We start from the raw sequence: 16,677 nt of genomic DNA, 5'->3' as shown, positions 1-16,677 counted from the left end.
ACCACCCTAGTTGTGAAGAACACTAAGAAACCACCTAAATAAAAACGCCCCTACGCAAAAACGTAGGGACGATAAAATATCGCGGTACCACCCTAGTTATGAAGACACACCAAAGTTAGGACCTAAATAAAAAACGTCCCTACGTAAATACGTAGGGACGATAAATATCGCGGTACCACCCTAGTTGTGAAAAAATCTTCACCACTTTATTTGATAACGGTATAAACTACCGTCTTTCATTTCCTCATAATGCGAGATTTATGAAAGATGCTCCAGGACGAACTTCATGAATAATCTATATACTGATTCACACCAACCATCAGCTCTCTGAAATAGGGAGATATTCACTACTATACCCTTTCATTGCCCAAATATTATTTTCCGAATTGATTACTATCATTTTTATCACACATTAAAAATAGTGTCAACTTATATTTTGAATTTTTATGTATTACAATCTATTTAAAAATTCAAAATATAAGTTTTAGTTTAGAAAACAAGTAGCTTAGTACATAACGAATTCTAACAGGCAATAGAAAAAGAATTACGTATTATTGATACTTATTCAATAATACAAATCATCTAGAAACATAACCTGTCTCTCTGTATTCATTTTTTAAGAGTTTGATGGATACCAAGAAAATTTCGCATCACTATCCAGTGGTCTATTTTTCGTTTCTTCTTTAATTACACGAAACCATTCATTTAGAATTTGAGTTTTGGGCAATTGAGCAGCAAGGCTATCTTCCCAAATTATATGTGAGAACCAGGCTTTCGTTTCCCATTCAAACTGCAATTGTGCGAACGAAATTATAGGGTGATCAGCTCCACGAAATTGCTCATTTACTGCATTTGAAACTTCTGGAGCTTGCGGTAACAACTCGTTCTGAATTCTATTTCTTATCGTCTCATTTTCTAGCTGATCCCAGAAATACAATTGCCCATTTATTTGATAAAAAATATCAAATGAAGCCTCACCTTTCTTCAAATTCAATAACACGAAGGCACGTTCCACATCATTGTCAGCCGCTTTTACAGCATTAACAATTATATTTTGTGCCATTGATACCCAGTAACTAGTCGCTTCCTCTACCGGTGATTCAACATACAATTCTTCACTTAATTCATGAAGAGTAGCTTCTTGCTCATTTACTTTTTCAACTTTTTTAAAAAACCTATTAAAAAAACCCATAACTTCCCCCCTTATTACTATTTTCTATTTCACAAAATAAAAAATAGATTTTTCTTGCTCATCCACATTTACTCCTGGCGCGTATGTATGAACTTGTTGCAACACTTCTTCTATTAGCAACTCTAACTCCTGCACACTTTTTTCTGGATTCCCTATTAATGTGTCCGCCATACGTTCATATAATTTTTCAGGTTTAATAGTCATTCGTTCCACATTATTAGGCATCCATTTAAACGCTGGATGATGTACGTACATTTTATTCAAACCAAATAAAACACCGAATACGTTCCTTTGTACTTCGCAAATAACGTCATAAAGCATAAGCCAATCTTTCCGTTTTAAAAGCGCCTTTCGATTGTGCCAACGATTACTTAACCATAGATTTTCTGAAATCATCCGTTTTGCTAGTTCATCTGGATATGCCGCTACTTTTTCTTTTAATTCATTCACTTTCCCTTCTCCATACAAACTAACACCATCATGAATGGATGATACAACACATTGTTTTTCATAACTTATATCATATTGATCCACCACATCCGAAATCACTTTCTCTACTGTCTCTGTTAAAAAGTTACTAATCTCTAATTTAATTCCCTCTTTCGTTAAATACGTTTCCGACCATTCTTCTTCCTCATACGGATGATACGATAATATTTTCCCATCAATATGATAAATAGGGGCCCTACGATCCTCATCTTCCGGCGGTGTTGACCATAAAATATGTAATTCTATATCTGAATGTTCATCTTCAAGCTTTCTAGCTACTGAACCCGCTAAAATAATAGCTTCTACTTTCGGATTTTTCCTATAAATCTCTGACATCTCTATCGCTTTCTCTTTTAATCCCATTTCATTTCCCCCTAAAATTGCAATAATCCCCTATATTTCATTTATCTATTTCGATATTACAGCTTGCATTACCTTTTCAAATTCCTACTTAATCATATTTCTATCCAATAGCGCTGAATAACTTCACCAGTACGAGAAGAAACTACTTCATTTTCTAACACACCTCCAACCTTTTGAATCGTTTTAGCAGAACCGATATTGGATTTATCGCAAGTTATTAATACTTTCTGCAATCCTAATTTTTGCGCTTCAGCTAATGCAAGTTGTAGTTGTTTCGTAGCGTAACCGTGGCGACGTTTATTCGGATGGACACTATATCCAATATGACCGCTTTCCCGTAATAATTCTGGATTTAATCTATGTCTAATATTCACAAAACCTATAAGTTTCCCTTTTTCAAAACTTAAAAACTGACTAGATGGCACTCGATTAGCTAGTAAATTTTCTCCTAGTTCTTGTTTACTAACTTTTTCAAACCATTCATCAAGAGAATCAAAGTTTTGTAAAGAACTACTTCCATGTGGTTGTTCCCCTGAGTGTAAAAACGCTTGTCTATACGCCGTAATATGCTCACTATATTCATGGATTGGTTTTAATAGTTTCATTGTTCTTCTCCCCCTCTTCATTCCATAAAACAAACACCTTAATAGCAGCTATTCACTATTAAGGTGTTTCTATCCTTTTTATTCAAATAACCCCATGCTCAAATAACGTTCACCTGTATCAGGCGCAATACATAAAACTTTTTTACCAACGCCTAGGCGTTTCGCTATCATGATTGCAGCGTAAACAGATGCTCCAGAAGATGGCCCAACTAATAATCCTTCTTGTCTAGCTAAGTTTCTCATTGTCGTTAAAGCCTCTTCATCTGCAATTTGAATAATTTCGTTATACACTTCTGTATTTAAGTTTTTCGGAATAAATCCTGGGCTTGTTCCTACTAGTTTATGAGGACCTGGTACACCACCGGATAAAACGGGAGATCCTTTCGGTTCCACTACTGCAATATATAAGTTTGGCAATTTCTCTTTTAACGTTTCACCAGTCCCTGTAATCGTTCCGCCTGTTCCTGCCGTTGCAACAAAAACATCAAGCTCTCCATCCATTTGTTCGTAAATTTCAAGTGCAGTCGTATAACGGTGAATATTCGGATTAGCTGGATTTTCAAATTGTTGCGGGATAAAACTATTCGGTATTTGTTTTTGCAGTTCTAACGCCTTCGCAATTGCTCCTGGCATTCTTTGTTCTGCTGGTGTTAAAACTACTTCTGCTCCGTATACTTTCAATAAATTAATACGCTCTTTTGACATATTATCTGGCATAATTAAAATCGCTTTATACCCTTTAGCTGCTGCATTCATCGCTAAACCAATCCCTGTATTCCCGCTTGTCGGTTCAATAATTGTATCTCCTGGTTTGATGAGACCATTTTCTTCTGCAACATGAAGTAAATTATAAGCAGCACGGTCTTTCACACTGCGCGATGGATTAAACATTTCTAGTTTCACATACACATCTGCTGCGTCTTCCGGAATAAATTTAGATAATCGGACGACAGGTGTATCTCCTATTAATTCCGTAACGTTTTCACACAATTTCATAGCGCATCTCCTATTCTATCGTTTTCTTATCACTTGGCAGTAACCATGAAGTGAGTCCAATTAATGGTAGACAACTACATAATAGCATAATAAATTGCAGGCTATATATATCTGCTAATTTCCCAAGAACTACAGCACCTAATGCTCCAAGTCCAAACGCAAGACCTACGATTAATCCTGACACCATTCCCACTTTTCCAGGTACAAGCTCTTGTGCATATACAACAATTACACTAAAACTACTTGAACTAATAAAACCGATACATAAAAATAACGGTACGACCCACACAAGTGAGACATGTGGTAATAACAGTGCAAGTGGCGCTGAACCTAACATTGAAAATACAATGATATTTTTCTTACCAAATCGATCTGCTAATGGTCCTCCGAAGAAAGTTCCTAACACACCAGCAATCATAAATGCGAATACGAAATACTGGGCATTTTTTATAGATAAACCATAATGCTCTATTAAGTAAAATTGATAGAAATTCCCGATACCAGCACCATACCAAGAGCGTACAAAAGTAAGAAAAACAAGAAGTATAATAACGAATTTAATGTGTGTACTTACAATTGCATTTTCCGCCTCAAGTGCAGCCCTCTTCTTCCTTCTTACAGCACCGGTTGCTAATTCATTTTTGTACCAATTCGATACGAAAATTAATAATACAATTCCTACTGCTGCAAATGCTGTAAAACCTAATGAACCAATTTGACCGAGTGGAACGAAAATTAGTGCTGTAAAAATAGGAGCTAAAGAATTCCCCGTGTTTCCCCCAACTTGATAAATTGCTTGCGCTAACCCTCGTTTTGCACCTGCCGCCATATACGCAACACGAGCGCCTTCTGGATGAAAGACCGCGGAACCTAAACCAATAAATAAAACAGAAATAATAACAATAATAAAGTTTGGTGCAAACGCGAGTCCAATCATTCCAAGCATACTTGAAAACATGCCGAGTGGTAATAAAAATGGTGACGGCTTCTTATCTGAATACATACCAAACACCGGTTGCATAATCGATGACGTCATATTTAATGCAAACGCAATCCACCCTACTTGCATATAGGATAAATTCATCGTTTTTTCCAAAATAGGAAACAACGCCGGCACAACTGCTTGCATCGAATCATTTAAAAAATGCCCAAAGCTAATCGCAAATAAAATTCGATATATTGTCGGTGTTTCTACAGTTTTTTTGTGTGAAACTGCCTGCATATGTGAATCTCCCCTTTCTGTACAAAATATATATTTATTACAGTAGGTGTAATAAATTCTGACTTTTGAAACATTTCTATTCTATACTGCTTTCATTTCTTTTTCCAGAAATATAACTTAACTCCCGTCATTGGCTTGCATCCTTGTAACTTTCAGCGGTAAAACAGTACAAAAAAAGACAACCCAATCACATACTGGGTTGCCTCTTACATTAAATTGCAAAATGCTTATACTTCTCGTAATCACTCGTCTTACATTCTATTTGTAATTTGGTACCTTCGTTTTCGTAACTCGTAGATAAAACGTGTGCATGATTATTGAAATACGAAACTACCTGTCCTTGATCATATGGAATTAACATTTCACACTTCGTATATTCTTTATAGATGTGTGAGCGAATCATTTCTACAAGTTCTTCAATTCCAACATGTTTTTTCGCTGATAAATAAACGCGATCTTCTTGCACTTTCGGAATTTCAACATCTACCATATCTGATTTATTATAAGCATAAATCGTTGGAATATTTTCTACTCCAATTTTCTTTAACGTTTCATTTGTAATATCAATTAATTGTTCATAATTTGGATTTGCGTAATCTACAACGTGAATAAGTAGGTCTGCTTCCGCTACTTCTTCTAATGTTGAACGGAACGCCTTCACAAGATGATGTGGTAATTTACTTACAAATCCAACTGTATCTGTTAATAAAAATGATTTATTATCTGGCAAATCAATATTTCGTACAGATGTTTCTAACGTCGCGAATAACATATCTTTTTCAAATACTTGTTTTTCTTCTGTACCATTATAAATTTCAAGCATTGCATTCATCGTCGTTGACTTTCCTGCATTCGTATAACCTACTAATGCTACAACAGGTATTTCATTTTTCTTACGCTGCTTTCGCTGCGTTTGACGCTGGGCAACGAGCGCTTCTAAATCTTTATTCAAAACTGAAATTTGTTCTTCAATTTTACGACGGTCTAACTCTAACTTCTTTTCACCGACACCTTTATTTTTCGTACCAACGCCGCCGCTCTGTCTCCCTAACGATTCACGAAGACCGATTAAACGAGGCATCATATACTGAAGGTGTGCTACTTCTACTTGTAGCTGTGCTTCTTTCGTTTTCGCACGTTGCGCAAAAATATCTAAAATTAAAATGGTACGATCAATTACCTTACAATCTAAATCCTCTTCTAAATTTCGAATTTGTGAAGGAGATAACTCATCATTAAAGATAACCATATTCGCATCTATTTCTTGTACATACGCTGCAACTTCTTCAATCTTTCCTTTTCCGATATAATGCGATGGATTTACTCGTTGTAAATTTTGCGTTACTTGCCCAATTACCTCTACATCACAAGCTTCCGCAAGATTTGTTAACTCTTCCATCGAATATGCAAAATCATCTTCATTACCTACATTTACTCCAACTAAAACTGCTCTTTGTAATACTTCTTCCATATATTTATTCCTCCATTTCGATTACGTAAAATAAAAAACACAGGTCGCTGCCTGTGTTTTCGTAAACGGATAAGGGTTCACCAAAGAAATAGAAGAAAGCTATGCTTTCATCCTATTTTATAGTCAAAAAGTCCCAAGATTGTATACGTATCCACAGTAAGTGTTCACTTATACAATCCCATTCTATTTATAAAGGCAAAACAAAAAGAGGGCGTATTCGTCCCTCCCTCTTTTTCACATATAAGTTTAATAAAGGGTTCCTTTAAAATAGGCAGACCAATCCCGTTCACTCTGTACACAGACAGAGCCTTTGAGCGCTATTCAATTATTGGCACAAAGTATTGAGACGTAATCTGATTAAGATCAAAGGAAGCCCCTCCGTTCATTTTAAGTTACATAAAGTGTAGCATAAGTAATTCGCTTTCACAAGGTTTAACAACCTATATCACACTAAAGAAAATCTTTATATTTTTACTTTAATCGTCATTTTTTGCGAGTTTTTCTCACAATAAAAATAACAAAAACAATCATCAATAACAAACCAATGGAAATAATAGCAACTTGCCGCCAATTTAAACCGCTCACCATCTCACCTTTTAAATCCACTTTCTTCGTCGGAACAGACTCTTTTGCAATTTGACTTAAAGCCGCTTTGTCTGCCCCTGCCTCATCCAATCTCTTCGTTCCACTACAACTATTTGTGTGTAATTGTTTTTCTGATCCTCTTTGAGTAGAAAATACTAAGTACTCTCCTCCTTCTACAAAGCGAAACATACAATCACCACCCTTTGTATATACGATAATTTGCGAAGAAGTTGTCCCTTTCCAAATTTTCTTCACTTCAAATAACACTTCAGTTCCAACCTCTTCTTTCCTTCCAACCTCAATTACTTTTCCCTCAAACACTACATCGTTTTTTTGAAATGCAGCTTCTGTTGATACTTTAATACAATCACAAGCATAAGATTTCTCAGGAAAAATAATAAGAATAAAGCTACAAATGATGACAACAGGAAACATGTGTAAAATCCTTTTCAAGGAGCTTAACTCCCTTCATTATCAATTTTAGAAACTTCTCGTATATTATTTTTACAGCACTCGCCAAATTCCTTCATAGTAAGTTAAGTATTATCGTTTTAATACAACAAAAATCTTTATTGACATTTTTATAACCTAATATTAGTATCAGGTTATAAAAATAAAAGTTAGGAGATGTTCCTATGCATTCTAAATCTCGTATTACTGCAATTGGTACTTATGTTCCAGATCAAATATTGTCTAATAACGATTTAGAAAAGATGGTCCATACGAATGATGAATGGATTGTACAAAGAACAGGAATGAAGGAAAGAAGAATCGCTAGCGACGAAGAATACTCCTCAAACTTAGCCATTAAAGCAATTGAAAATTTATGTACAACATATAAGAAAAACTTAGAAGATGTCGACTGTATCATTGTCGCTACTACTACTGCTGATTACGTTTTCCCTAGTGTTGCTTGCCAAATACAACAATACTTCAACATACCTCATACACTAGCTTTTGATTTAAATGCAACTTGTGCTGGTTTTACATATGGACTACACGTCGGTAATAGCTTAATCACTTCTGGATCACATGAAAAAGTACTTGTCGTAGCGACAGAGACATTATCTAAAGTTACTGATTATACCGATAGAACGACCTGTATTTTATTCGGTGATGGTGCTGGAGCTATTTTATTAGAAAGAGATGAAAACACCCAAAGCTTTATCGCTGCTCACATGGGAACAAACGGTGATGGCGGCATTCATCTATATAGAACAAACTTATCTACTACTATGAATGGCACACCACTGCAAACAAATGAAAAAATCGTTCAAAATGGAAGAGAAGTATATAAATGGGCAACACGCACAGTACCAAAAGGCATAAAAAATTTATTACATACCGTAAATATGCAAGTAGATGATATAGACTGGTTCATACCCCACAGCGCTAACTTACGAATGATCGAATCTATTTGCGAAAAATCTCAAATTCCAATACAAAAAACATTAACGAGCGTGGAATATATGGGGAATACCTCTTCAGTCACCATTCCACTCGCTTTAAATTTAGCTATAAAAGAAGGGAAATTAAATAACGGAGACACACTTTTACTATACGGATTTGGTGGCGGGCTTACGCATTTAGGGCTTATTGTAGAGTGGAATTTAATTTAAGTGTATAAAAAGAGGCTCTAGTCAGTAACTAGAACCTCTTTTTCATTTAATTTCTTGCCCCTTTTCGAGACCATATCACAACAGGAATAAGTAATAACGCTAACACGCCTCCAGCCAATGACAATGCCGCATAACTTGAATTCGCTACTACCATACCTGACATTGCTCCACCAGAAGCTCCAGCTAGCGCAATAAAAACATCTATTTTCCCTTGTGTTTTAGCACGTGTAGACGGTGTTGTGGAATCAACGATTTGTGCTGTACCACTTATCAATCCGAGGTTCCATCCTAGCCCAAGTAAAGACAGAGCAACGATTAATAATAATAAAGAATCACTTGGCGCTATCGCAGCTATGACACCCGCTGCAAGTAAAATCACTCCACCAGCTATGCTCATTGTAGTTCGGCCAATTTTATCAATTAACATTCCTGTAACGAGAGATGGAAGATACATTGCACCTACATGAAAACCTATCACAAGTCCTACTGCACTTAAACCGTGACCGTGGTGTCCCATATGAACTGGCGTCATCGTCATAATCGCAACCATCACTATTTGCGTAAGTATCATTACGATTGCTCCAACTGTAATACCTCGTTTATTTTCTTTCGCTTCTTCTGTTATTGGTTGTCCTTTATATGTATGTTCCTGTTTATATCTTTCTATTATGTTAGCAATAATCAAAGGATCTGGACGAAGCATAACAAAAAGAACTAGACCCGCCAGTATAAATGCTGCTGCCGATAGTATGAACGGACCTGCAAGTTTAGGAACTCCAATTGAATGAGCAAAACTTCCCATTACCCCTACTAAATTTGGTCCTGCAACTGCACCGAAAGTCGTCATTACCATCGTAATACTAACAGCCGTTGCTCTCTGCTTCTTATCTGCTAAATCTGTACCTGCATAACGAGCTTGTAGATTCGTGGCTGTACCGGCACCATATATGAGTAAAGAAATAAGTAAAAGAATAATGCTGTTCGTTAAAGCTGCCATTACAACACCAATTGCTCCAAATCCGCCTACTATAAACCCTGTTGCAAGACCTATCCGGCGTCCATATCGTTGCGAAAGCTTCCCTACTATGAAAGCTGCTAATGCCGATCCTAATGTAAACATAGCAGTTGGTAATCCTGCAAATGCATCTGTTCCAAGCATTTGCTGCGCAAGAAGTGCTCCCACTGTAATACCAGCAGCTAGTCCTGCACCGCCAAACATTTGTGAAATGCTGACGATTATTAACGTTCGTTTGTATAGTTTTTGTTGCTCTTCTTCTGTGTACACATGATTATCTATTAAAGCCCCTGCCTTATCTAGCAATTCCCCATCCTCCTTTTAAAATTAATCCCTCTTGTTAATGTACTATGTATAACGTTACATATTCAATGGCATTTTCCATTCATCCCTTTCATTCTAAAAAACTTTCTAATCATACTCGACTTATCCCATGCTATATTAAAAATACTACTATTCACAATATGCAAGGAGAAAACAATGAAAAAAACAGGCTGCTATAGCCTGTTTTTCTTTACGCTTCTTCTACTAATCTTCCCCTTCTCTTTTTACTCAAAGCTTTCCCTTCCCAAAACAACAAACTTACGAAAGCACAAATTAAAATAATTGGCACACTTGCTTTATATAAATCTGTAAAACTCATAGCCATCTGATTCTTGGCATAATGATTCACATCATTTGAAAATGTGAGTACCTCTTTCTTTATACTTTCCTCTTGTTTTTCAACTTCTTTTGTCACTTGCCTCATAACTTCTTCTCTTTTTACATCTCTATATTCTACTGGAACTTTTCTTAATATTTCATCCGTCTTGTCGCGAATCAATTCTTCCTTTTTCTCTTTACTTAATCCCATTGTCATTGCATTTTGTTTCTTATTTATATTCGACTCTAAACTTTGATTCTCTATTTTCTCTTTAGTCATTTGTAAAATTTCAGTTTGCTCAGTACTATTCACATGAATAGTACGCACCTTTTCTTCTGCATAACGATATACTTTTTCTTTATTTACAGTTAAATTGTGAGTTAAGTTAGAGACAAATATTGCGACTGCCAATACAATTCCGACTTGTCGTAACATTGATACAACACTTTGAGAAGCAGTTAACAATTCTCCTTCAAACGAAGACGCACTTAAAACTGTAATTGGCCCCACTACTAAACCATATCCAACACCTAATATCATACATGGAATAATAATTTCTATATTTGTTGAATGAACATCAATCATTTGCAACCAATAGTAGGAAAGCCCCATAATAAGAAATCCTGACAAAATAATAGTTACTTTTCCGAGTTTTTTAATTAAAGTTGCTGCAACTGGTGAGACAAAAAATATCATTGCTGAAATAGGTGTCACTAAAAAAGCCGCTTCAATTTCCGTTCGACCTTGTAGTTTCGTCAAGAACGTTGGAAGCAATACAGTAACTCCAATTAAAAATAAATTACTTAATATAACAACGATAGACGCTCCGACAAACATTCGATCTTGAAATAACTTTAAATTCACCATTGGATTATGAATCTTTCGTTCTACTAAAACAAATAGAATAAGAGAAATAGTGCTAATTGCATAACAAGACAAAGCAATATTACTTTGCCATCCCCATGTATTACCTTTTACTAATATGAGAGTAAATGAAAAAATTGCTGTGCTACTTAATAGTAGTCCTATCCAATCTATTTTTGAAATAATACGTTCTTCATTTTTTATTTGTAGCATGATGCAACATAACACGATTCCTATTATACAAACCGGAACATTAACGAAGAACACCCATCTCCATCCTAAATTTTGCGTAATAATTCCACCTATTACTGGTCCCATAGCAGCTGACAATCCTTGTGTTACTCCTAAAATCGCAAGCGCAACATGCCTCTTAGCTAATGGCATAGCTGATACACCAATTACCATACTTGTTGGAAATAAAATCGCTGCCCCAATACTTTGTATAAAACGAGAAAAAATAAGAAAATCACCTGTATTAGCAAAAGCGCAAAGTACCAATCCAGCACCAAAAATCACCAGACCAAGAATATACATCTTTGCTTTTCCAAAGATATCAGCTATCCGCCCTAACGGAATGGCAAGTACTGCAATCGTCATTGTATAAACATTTAATACCCAAGACATCTTTTCTAACGAAGTATTTACACTCGATTGTATTGCCGGTAAAGCTATATTCATAATTGTCGTATCAATCATACAAAGAAAGATACCTAGACACATTAAAAAGACAATCTTAATACCCTTTGATTGCTCCATCTTTATATACCCCTTTATTTATTGTGAACGCGTTTTTCATTCTTCTGTTTTATTGTTTTCTTTCGCCTCTAACTCTTCTAATTTTTTCTTCAAAGTCTCCACTTGTGCACTATACGATGCAATACCTACATCTAGTGAAATTTCTTCGACGAAAGTAATACCTACTCTCCACTTTTCATATTTCAATCGAAGATCTGCAATGTACGCTTCTTTTCTTTCAATTTCATCTTTAATCCATTTTTTTATTGTTACATCATCACTATAGTTACCAAAATACATTCTCATTAAAAAATCCGAACGTAAAACATCCTTCTCTACAGGTGTCTGCATGTATTGATAAAATTCTTCACGCCCCTCATCTGTAATAAAGTACATTTTCTTATTCGGTTTTCCCTCTTGCATGACAACCTCTTTTTTTATTTTCCCTTCATTCTCCAATTGTCGTAACGTTGGATAAATCATTCCAAAACTTCCATCAAAAAAATGAGTAAATACGTCTTCAAACACAATTTTAATATCGTAACCAGACAATTCCTTTTCCATTAGTAAACCTAAAACAACATCTCTTCCCTTCAAAGTAAAACCCCCACATAGTATATAATCAATAATTATATTAACAATGTTAATATGATTATTGATTATATACCTTATTCTGTTAATTGTAAAATGTTTCTAAATAAAAAAGCCCCATAATTTGGTTTCACCAATTCACAGGACCATTTTCTTTTTTACTCTTTAACACCTACATCTTGCAAAACTTCAATATCCTCTTTCATTTCATAATAATAAGAAGGCAATTCTATACCATGTTCTAAGAAATAATCCTCAATGAATGAAATAATGATTTTTAACGTTTTCACACGGGCATACAATTTATCGTTACTTTCAATAATATGCCACTTCGCATTTGGCTTACTTGTTTTTTCAAACATGTCTTCCATTGCTTCAACATATTCATCCCATTTTTCACGATTACGCCAATCTTCGTCTGTAATTTTCCATCTTTTCAAAGGATTTTTCTCTCTATCTTTAAATCTCTTTAACTGTTCCTCTTTACTTATATGGTAGAAGAACTTCCCTATTATGTAATGGTCATCTGTTAGTAGTTTTTCAAAATCATTAATCTCATCATATGCTCTCATCCACTCTTCCTTTGTAGCAAATCCTTCAACACGCTCAACTAACACACGACCGTACCATGAGCGATCAAAAATGGTGATTTGCCCGTACTGTGGAATTTTGCGCCAGAAACGTTGCAAATAATGGTAACGTTTTTCATGAGGTGCAGGTGCTCCAATTGGATTTACTTGGAACCCACGTGGATCAAGATGTTCCGTCACCCGCTTAATTGCCCCACCTTTACCAGCCGCATCCCATCCTTCCATAACAAGCATAACCGCGATTTTTTCTTCTTTCAAAATTTGTTGTAATGCTAATAAGCGCCTTTGATATTTTTCGAGTTTCTTGTTGTACTTAGATTTTGATTCAATTTTTTTCGTTAAGTCTACTTTAGCAAGATGTCCATTTTCCATAAAACAAATCCCCCTTGTTGTATGACAATATTATTTTAACATATTTTGGAAATTTTTTCATATCCTAAAAAGCTGTGTAGAAACATCTCTACACAGCTTCCTTCTCTAATTTCACATATATAAGCACATTTAACTACATTAAAATAAATAATTTATACGGAACTCTTAGGATATTCTTTTTATTAAAACGTAAAAATAGCCCTTTTAAAAAGGGCGGCAATCTAAGTATAGAAAAAATAAATTTATTCTTTCTTACTACATACGTAATTATGCCAGCTATAAGAATAGTGAATAAGATATTAATTCACTACTCACAATAACCACTTTACATTATATGGTATATTCACTCGTAAAAAGAAGATAATAACAAGTAAATCCATTAAAGAATGGGAGCTCTCAAAAAATGAAACGAAAAATATTAACTCTCTTTACGCTTATATGTTTAGCACTACCAATGCAAGCTAGTGCTTACACATTTCAATCACTACCGATTGCATCAAAGTCTAAACAATGGTATGTCGAAATTGATAAATCTCATAACTCAAACAAGCAAGCAATCCAGCCGAAACAAGGTGTATTTGATACGTATAGTTTACTCGTAAAAAACATCGGTCATGATGTATCAAACGTATCCGTGGAAATACTTGATAACAATCCTACCTCTAAGGCTACCTTTAAACCTACTACACCTAATGAAAATATTTCTAAAAGTCATACAAGCTTTGACTACATGGTATTCCCATTAGACTTTAATAGTCATAATTTTAAAGTTGTGATCACTTGGGAAGAAAAGAATTTCTCTTATAACGGCCATCCGGTAAATGAAGGTAAAAAAATGAAACAAACATTTGTATTTAATGAAGAATAAGTCCTAATTTCTTTAGGGCTTATTCTTTCTTATGGATACCAATCGATACAGCACTAAAGCTACCTATGCAAACTTGGTTTAAAGAAAGATTCCCATTATTTTTTGAAACAGGCACTTTTGAAATTCAACGTGTTTGGGATAATGAGCTAAATAAACAAATTTCTATGACAATTACCCATACATAAAAAAGCTTGGAAACCCATCCAAGCCTTTCTTACTTCTGTGCAATTTTTTCAATCTTATAATGAATATGTAAAAATTCAAGTCCAAATAGCCACATGCTATGATGAGCTGTTAACATTTTATCCTTACCCTCTGTAATGATGAAAGTCTCTGCTAACGGTAAACGGATTGTTAAGAACCGAGTATGTAAATAAATCCCCTCATCTCCCTGGCCATTTTCTCTTAACTTACTAGTAATGATTAAATCATGATTATCATTACATAGCCTCAAAATACCAGTCATATTCGAATAAGGTAAAGGCAAGGCGATATTCATATATGTCTCATCCTTATCTGTATGCTTTGAATAAAGAGCTACAAAAATAGATTCACCTGCTTCATTTTTCCTTAGCCAAGCCCTTACATTCTCTCTTCCATCTTCCTCATCCATTACACCAATGATAGAGCCATGCATCGTTTCCCACTTGTCGCCCATTCCTAAATGTATTTGTCCTACATGCTTGCTCATTTTCTCATAACAAAATGCAAATAGGCGGAACCAACGAGCCCATTTAATATTTGATTGCAACTCATACTCTGTTGTATTTTCATAAAAACGAATAATACTTAAAGGTACCTTCGTCACGTCAAATGACTCACTATGAAAATCAGTTATTTGATCAACTAAACCGTTGTATTCCTTACTGCCTACTAAATTGCCGCTATATAAAAAAGCCTCACCAATTGCCACATTTCCTCTTAATTTACTCATTGGTTTCCCATAGTATTTATAATTCGGAACACTCTTTTCGATCATCCAGCCGACAAATGCCGGTAACGCTACTCCAATTCCGTTGACAACACCGTGAATCCAAACCATTTGAGCAATTGTAATCGTCATTACATGCTTCAAATTCCCGTATGAGTATATAAGTGAGAACATAATTGTAACCATGAGTGTACTAGACGAAACGATTAAAAGAATCTTTGCACTGATAGCATTAAATTTTGCTCTCCAAACGTAAAATCCATATCCATAAATCGCACATAAATATAGGAGCACTGCAAAAAATTCAAATATTCTCGAGTATGTAATTCCTATTGCAACTGTCATAGGTGAAATCATGATGATAAACATAATAGCATCATATACTTTACTTCTCTTTTCTCTTTTTCTCCCTATTAAACCAGCTGATAATGGCAATAGAAACGCCGAATAATGAAAATGCGCTGCTGTGAGTAAAACAATGTCAGAGCTAAAATGCATAATTGAAAGTTTTGCTACTGAAGCAAAAAACCAAAAACCACCTAAAAACAAATAAATAAACGCACTATCTATGGCGATCTCTTCTAACGGCTTCCATCCTCTTTCTAGCAATCTACTTACACCAAATAACGCAACAATTCCTGTATATACAAACCAAACTAGCGCAAATACATTGTAATTTGTGACGAAAGCTAGCATTGCACAAATTGCTGCGATTGGATATAAAAACGATACGAATTTATAAAATAATAAATACGATCCATCTCTTTTTCTTTTATCACTAATACAAAGTGACATTGGTATAAATAATAAAACAGATAATAATATAATTGCTTCAACAGGATTTATATTCGACCACTCATATATTAGAAAAACAACATAACAAGCAAGCCCAAATATTATATTTTTCATATCGTTTATTTCCTTTCCACAAATGTTCCCTTATATGAAAAAAGCGAGCCAATTAACGGGTTTCGTACTTGTACATGAATTCGAAAACACTGTAGTGTTGCATCATAACTTTCAACAATTTTTGCTTCACCATACAAAAATTTTGGTAACGGCATTTTTCTTCCAAACATATAAAACCATTGTTTCTTTGAAGAAATATGCATTGCCCCTAACTCATCGATATGAAAATGCAGTGTAGAAACGAGTAAATGTGGTTCGCCAAAATAATCTACAATTTCATTTTCGTTTCCATCCAATTGCATAACTGCGTTAAAATATCTTTTCTTATTATGAAAATAAAAAGTACGGTTCCACCTTACTAATTCTTGTCCATATTCATCTCGCTCAGCTATGTTTTGTATCGTAAAGGGAATTTCCTCTCCTCGTTCCGAGAAAAACATTCGAAACTTCGATGCAATTTTTAATATAAATTTCACGAAAAAAGAGCCACCGTAAATTTCATCCATCTTTCCTTCACCTGTAAAACTATTCTCTTCTGTAATCGCATAACGCTTCTGCAATTCAGGATGAAGATTTTTATAGGTATCCCCTAATAATCGTTCATATATATTAGCCAT

15 protein-coding genes, 1 pseudogene and 1 other annotated feature are annotated in these 16,677 nt (G+C 34.9%); of the genes and pseudogenes, 3 read left to right on the top strand and 13 right to left on the bottom strand.

Annotated features, from left to right (window positions below):
• Positions 1-150 precede the first annotated feature (150 nt).
• Positions 151-373 (bottom strand) — a binding site (T-box leader).
• Positions 374-616: 243 nt separating this feature from the next.
• The 7 genes from ACQRBL_RS08665 to ACQRBL_RS08635 form a co-directional block, all read right to left on the bottom strand.
• Entirely contained in the window at positions 617-1,192 is a 576-nt protein-coding gene (locus ACQRBL_RS08665) for a hypothetical protein (protein WP_000505545.1), read from the bottom strand.
• Positions 1,193-1,216: 24 nt separating this feature from the next.
• Positions 1,217-2,044 (bottom strand): DUF4037 domain-containing protein, encoded by an 828-nt coding sequence (locus ACQRBL_RS08660; RefSeq protein ID WP_063547033.1) that lies wholly within the window; start codon positions 2,042-2,044, stop codon positions 1,217-1,219.
• Positions 2,045-2,136: 92 nt separating this feature from the next.
• Positions 2,137-2,649: a GNAT family N-acetyltransferase gene (locus tag ACQRBL_RS08655; RefSeq protein WP_000771274.1), complete on the bottom strand. Its 513-nt coding sequence runs from the start codon at positions 2,647-2,649 to the stop codon at positions 2,137-2,139.
• Between the two features lie 78 nt (positions 2,650-2,727).
• Complete coding sequence (gene cysK / locus ACQRBL_RS08650) at positions 2,728-3,645, bottom strand: cysteine synthase A (RefSeq protein ID WP_411995709.1); 918 nt, start codon at positions 3,643-3,645, stop codon at positions 2,728-2,730.
• Positions 3,646-3,655: 10 nt separating this feature from the next.
• A complete protein-coding gene (locus ACQRBL_RS08645) occupies positions 3,656-4,867 on the bottom strand; it encodes an MFS transporter (RefSeq protein WP_001149399.1) in 1,212 nt (403 codons plus the stop codon).
• 211 nt (positions 4,868-5,078) lie between these two features.
• Complete coding sequence (gene hflX / locus ACQRBL_RS08640) at positions 5,079-6,338, bottom strand: GTPase HflX (RefSeq protein WP_000393283.1); 1,260 nt, start codon at positions 6,336-6,338, stop codon at positions 5,079-5,081.
• A 483-nt stretch (positions 6,339-6,821) separates the two neighbouring features.
• Positions 6,822-7,376 carry a cbiN domain protein gene (locus ACQRBL_RS08635; RefSeq protein ID WP_023521650.1) on the bottom strand — a complete coding sequence of 185 codons (555 nt, stop codon included), beginning with the start codon at positions 7,374-7,376 and terminating at the stop codon, positions 6,822-6,824.
• A gap of 182 nt (positions 7,377-7,558) precedes the next feature.
• Here ACQRBL_RS08635 and ACQRBL_RS08630 point away from each other — a divergent pair, with 182 nt between their 5' ends.
• Entirely contained in the window at positions 7,559-8,542 is a 984-nt protein-coding gene (locus tag ACQRBL_RS08630) for a ketoacyl-ACP synthase III (RefSeq protein ID WP_097984032.1), read from the top strand.
• A gap of 46 nt (positions 8,543-8,588) precedes the next feature.
• Here the strand turns inward: ACQRBL_RS08630 and ACQRBL_RS08625 are convergent, their stop codons facing one another.
• The 4 genes from ACQRBL_RS08625 to ACQRBL_RS08610 form a co-directional block, all read right to left on the bottom strand.
• A complete protein-coding gene (locus tag ACQRBL_RS08625; protein ID WP_000884513.1) occupies positions 8,589-9,863 on the bottom strand; it encodes an MFS transporter in 1,275 nt (424 codons plus the stop codon).
• Between the two features lie 208 nt (positions 9,864-10,071).
• The gene (locus ACQRBL_RS08620) at positions 10,072-11,820 is read right to left on the bottom strand and encodes an MDR family MFS transporter (protein ID WP_411995710.1); all 1,749 of its coding nucleotides are present in this window, start codon (positions 11,818-11,820) and stop codon (positions 10,072-10,074) included.
• Positions 11,821-11,856: 36 nt separating this feature from the next.
• Entirely contained in the window at positions 11,857-12,396 is a 540-nt protein-coding gene (locus ACQRBL_RS08615; protein ID WP_000678333.1) for a PadR family transcriptional regulator, read from the bottom strand.
• A gap of 152 nt (positions 12,397-12,548) precedes the next feature.
• Positions 12,549-13,352 carry a polyphosphate kinase 2 family protein gene (locus tag ACQRBL_RS08610; RefSeq protein WP_000427319.1) on the bottom strand — a complete coding sequence of 268 codons (804 nt, stop codon included), beginning with the start codon at positions 13,350-13,352 and terminating at the stop codon, positions 12,549-12,551.
• A 403-nt stretch (positions 13,353-13,755) separates the two neighbouring features.
• Here ACQRBL_RS08610 and ACQRBL_RS08605 point away from each other — a divergent pair, with 403 nt between their 5' ends.
• A complete protein-coding gene (locus ACQRBL_RS08605) occupies positions 13,756-14,220 on the top strand; it encodes a hypothetical protein (RefSeq protein WP_000823337.1) in 465 nt (154 codons plus the stop codon).
• Between the two features lie 29 nt (positions 14,221-14,249).
• Positions 14,250-14,405: pseudogene (locus ACQRBL_RS08600) on the top strand (DNA mismatch repair protein MutT); the annotation flags it as partial.
• A gap of 29 nt (positions 14,406-14,434) precedes the next feature.
• Here ACQRBL_RS08600 and ACQRBL_RS08595 read toward each other — a convergent pair.
• Positions 14,435-16,060: a YndJ family protein gene (locus tag ACQRBL_RS08595; protein WP_000789389.1), complete on the bottom strand. Its 1,626-nt coding sequence runs from the start codon at positions 16,058-16,060 to the stop codon at positions 14,435-14,437.
• A 5-nt stretch (positions 16,061-16,065) separates the two neighbouring features.
• On the bottom strand, positions 16,066-16,677 hold the full coding sequence (locus ACQRBL_RS08590) for a DUF4166 domain-containing protein (protein WP_001284321.1): 612 nt from the start codon (positions 16,675-16,677) through the stop codon (positions 16,066-16,068).

The organism is Bacillus sp. AF62, from assembly GCF_050312695.1.
GTDB classification, from domain to species: Bacteria; Bacillota; Bacilli; order Bacillales; family Bacillaceae_G; genus Bacillus_A; species Bacillus_A cereus.
This window is presented reverse-complemented; position numbering and strand designations above follow the sequence as displayed.

Coding starts and splice junctions, on each gene's coding strand:
- ACQRBL_RS08665 (WP_000505545.1), bottom strand. CDS start 1,192: ATGGGTTTTTTTAATAGGTTTTTTAAAAAAGTTGAAAAAGTAAATGAG.
- ACQRBL_RS08660 (WP_063547033.1), bottom strand. CDS start 2,044: ATGGGATTAAAAGAGAAAGCGATAGAGATGTCAGAGATTTATAGGAAA.
- ACQRBL_RS08655 (WP_000771274.1), bottom strand. CDS start 2,649: ATGAAACTATTAAAACCAATCCATGAATATAGTGAGCATATTACGGCG.
- cysK (WP_411995709.1), bottom strand. CDS start 3,645: ATGAAATTGTGTGAAAACGTTACGGAATTAATAGGAGATACACCTGTC.
- ACQRBL_RS08645 (WP_001149399.1), bottom strand. CDS start 4,867: ATGCAGGCAGTTTCACACAAAAAAACTGTAGAAACACCGACAATATAT.
- hflX (WP_000393283.1), bottom strand. CDS start 6,338: ATGGAAGAAGTATTACAAAGAGCAGTTTTAGTTGGAGTAAATGTAGGT.
- ACQRBL_RS08630 (WP_097984032.1), top strand. CDS start 7,559: ATGCATTCTAAATCTCGTATTACTGCAATTGGTACTTATGTTCCAGAT.
- ACQRBL_RS08620 (WP_411995710.1), bottom strand. CDS start 11,820: ATGGAGCAATCAAAGGGTATTAAGATTGTCTTTTTAATGTGTCTAGGT.
- ACQRBL_RS08610 (WP_000427319.1), bottom strand. CDS start 13,352: ATGGAAAATGGACATCTTGCTAAAGTAGACTTAACGAAAAAAATTGAA.
- ACQRBL_RS08605 (WP_000823337.1), top strand. CDS start 13,756: ATGAAACGAAAAATATTAACTCTCTTTACGCTTATATGTTTAGCACTA.
- ACQRBL_RS08595 (WP_000789389.1), bottom strand. CDS start 16,060: ATGAAAAATATAATATTTGGGCTTGCTTGTTATGTTGTTTTTCTAATA.
- ACQRBL_RS08590 (WP_001284321.1), bottom strand. CDS start 16,677: ATGGCTAATATATATGAACGATTATTAGGGGATACCTATAAAAATCTT.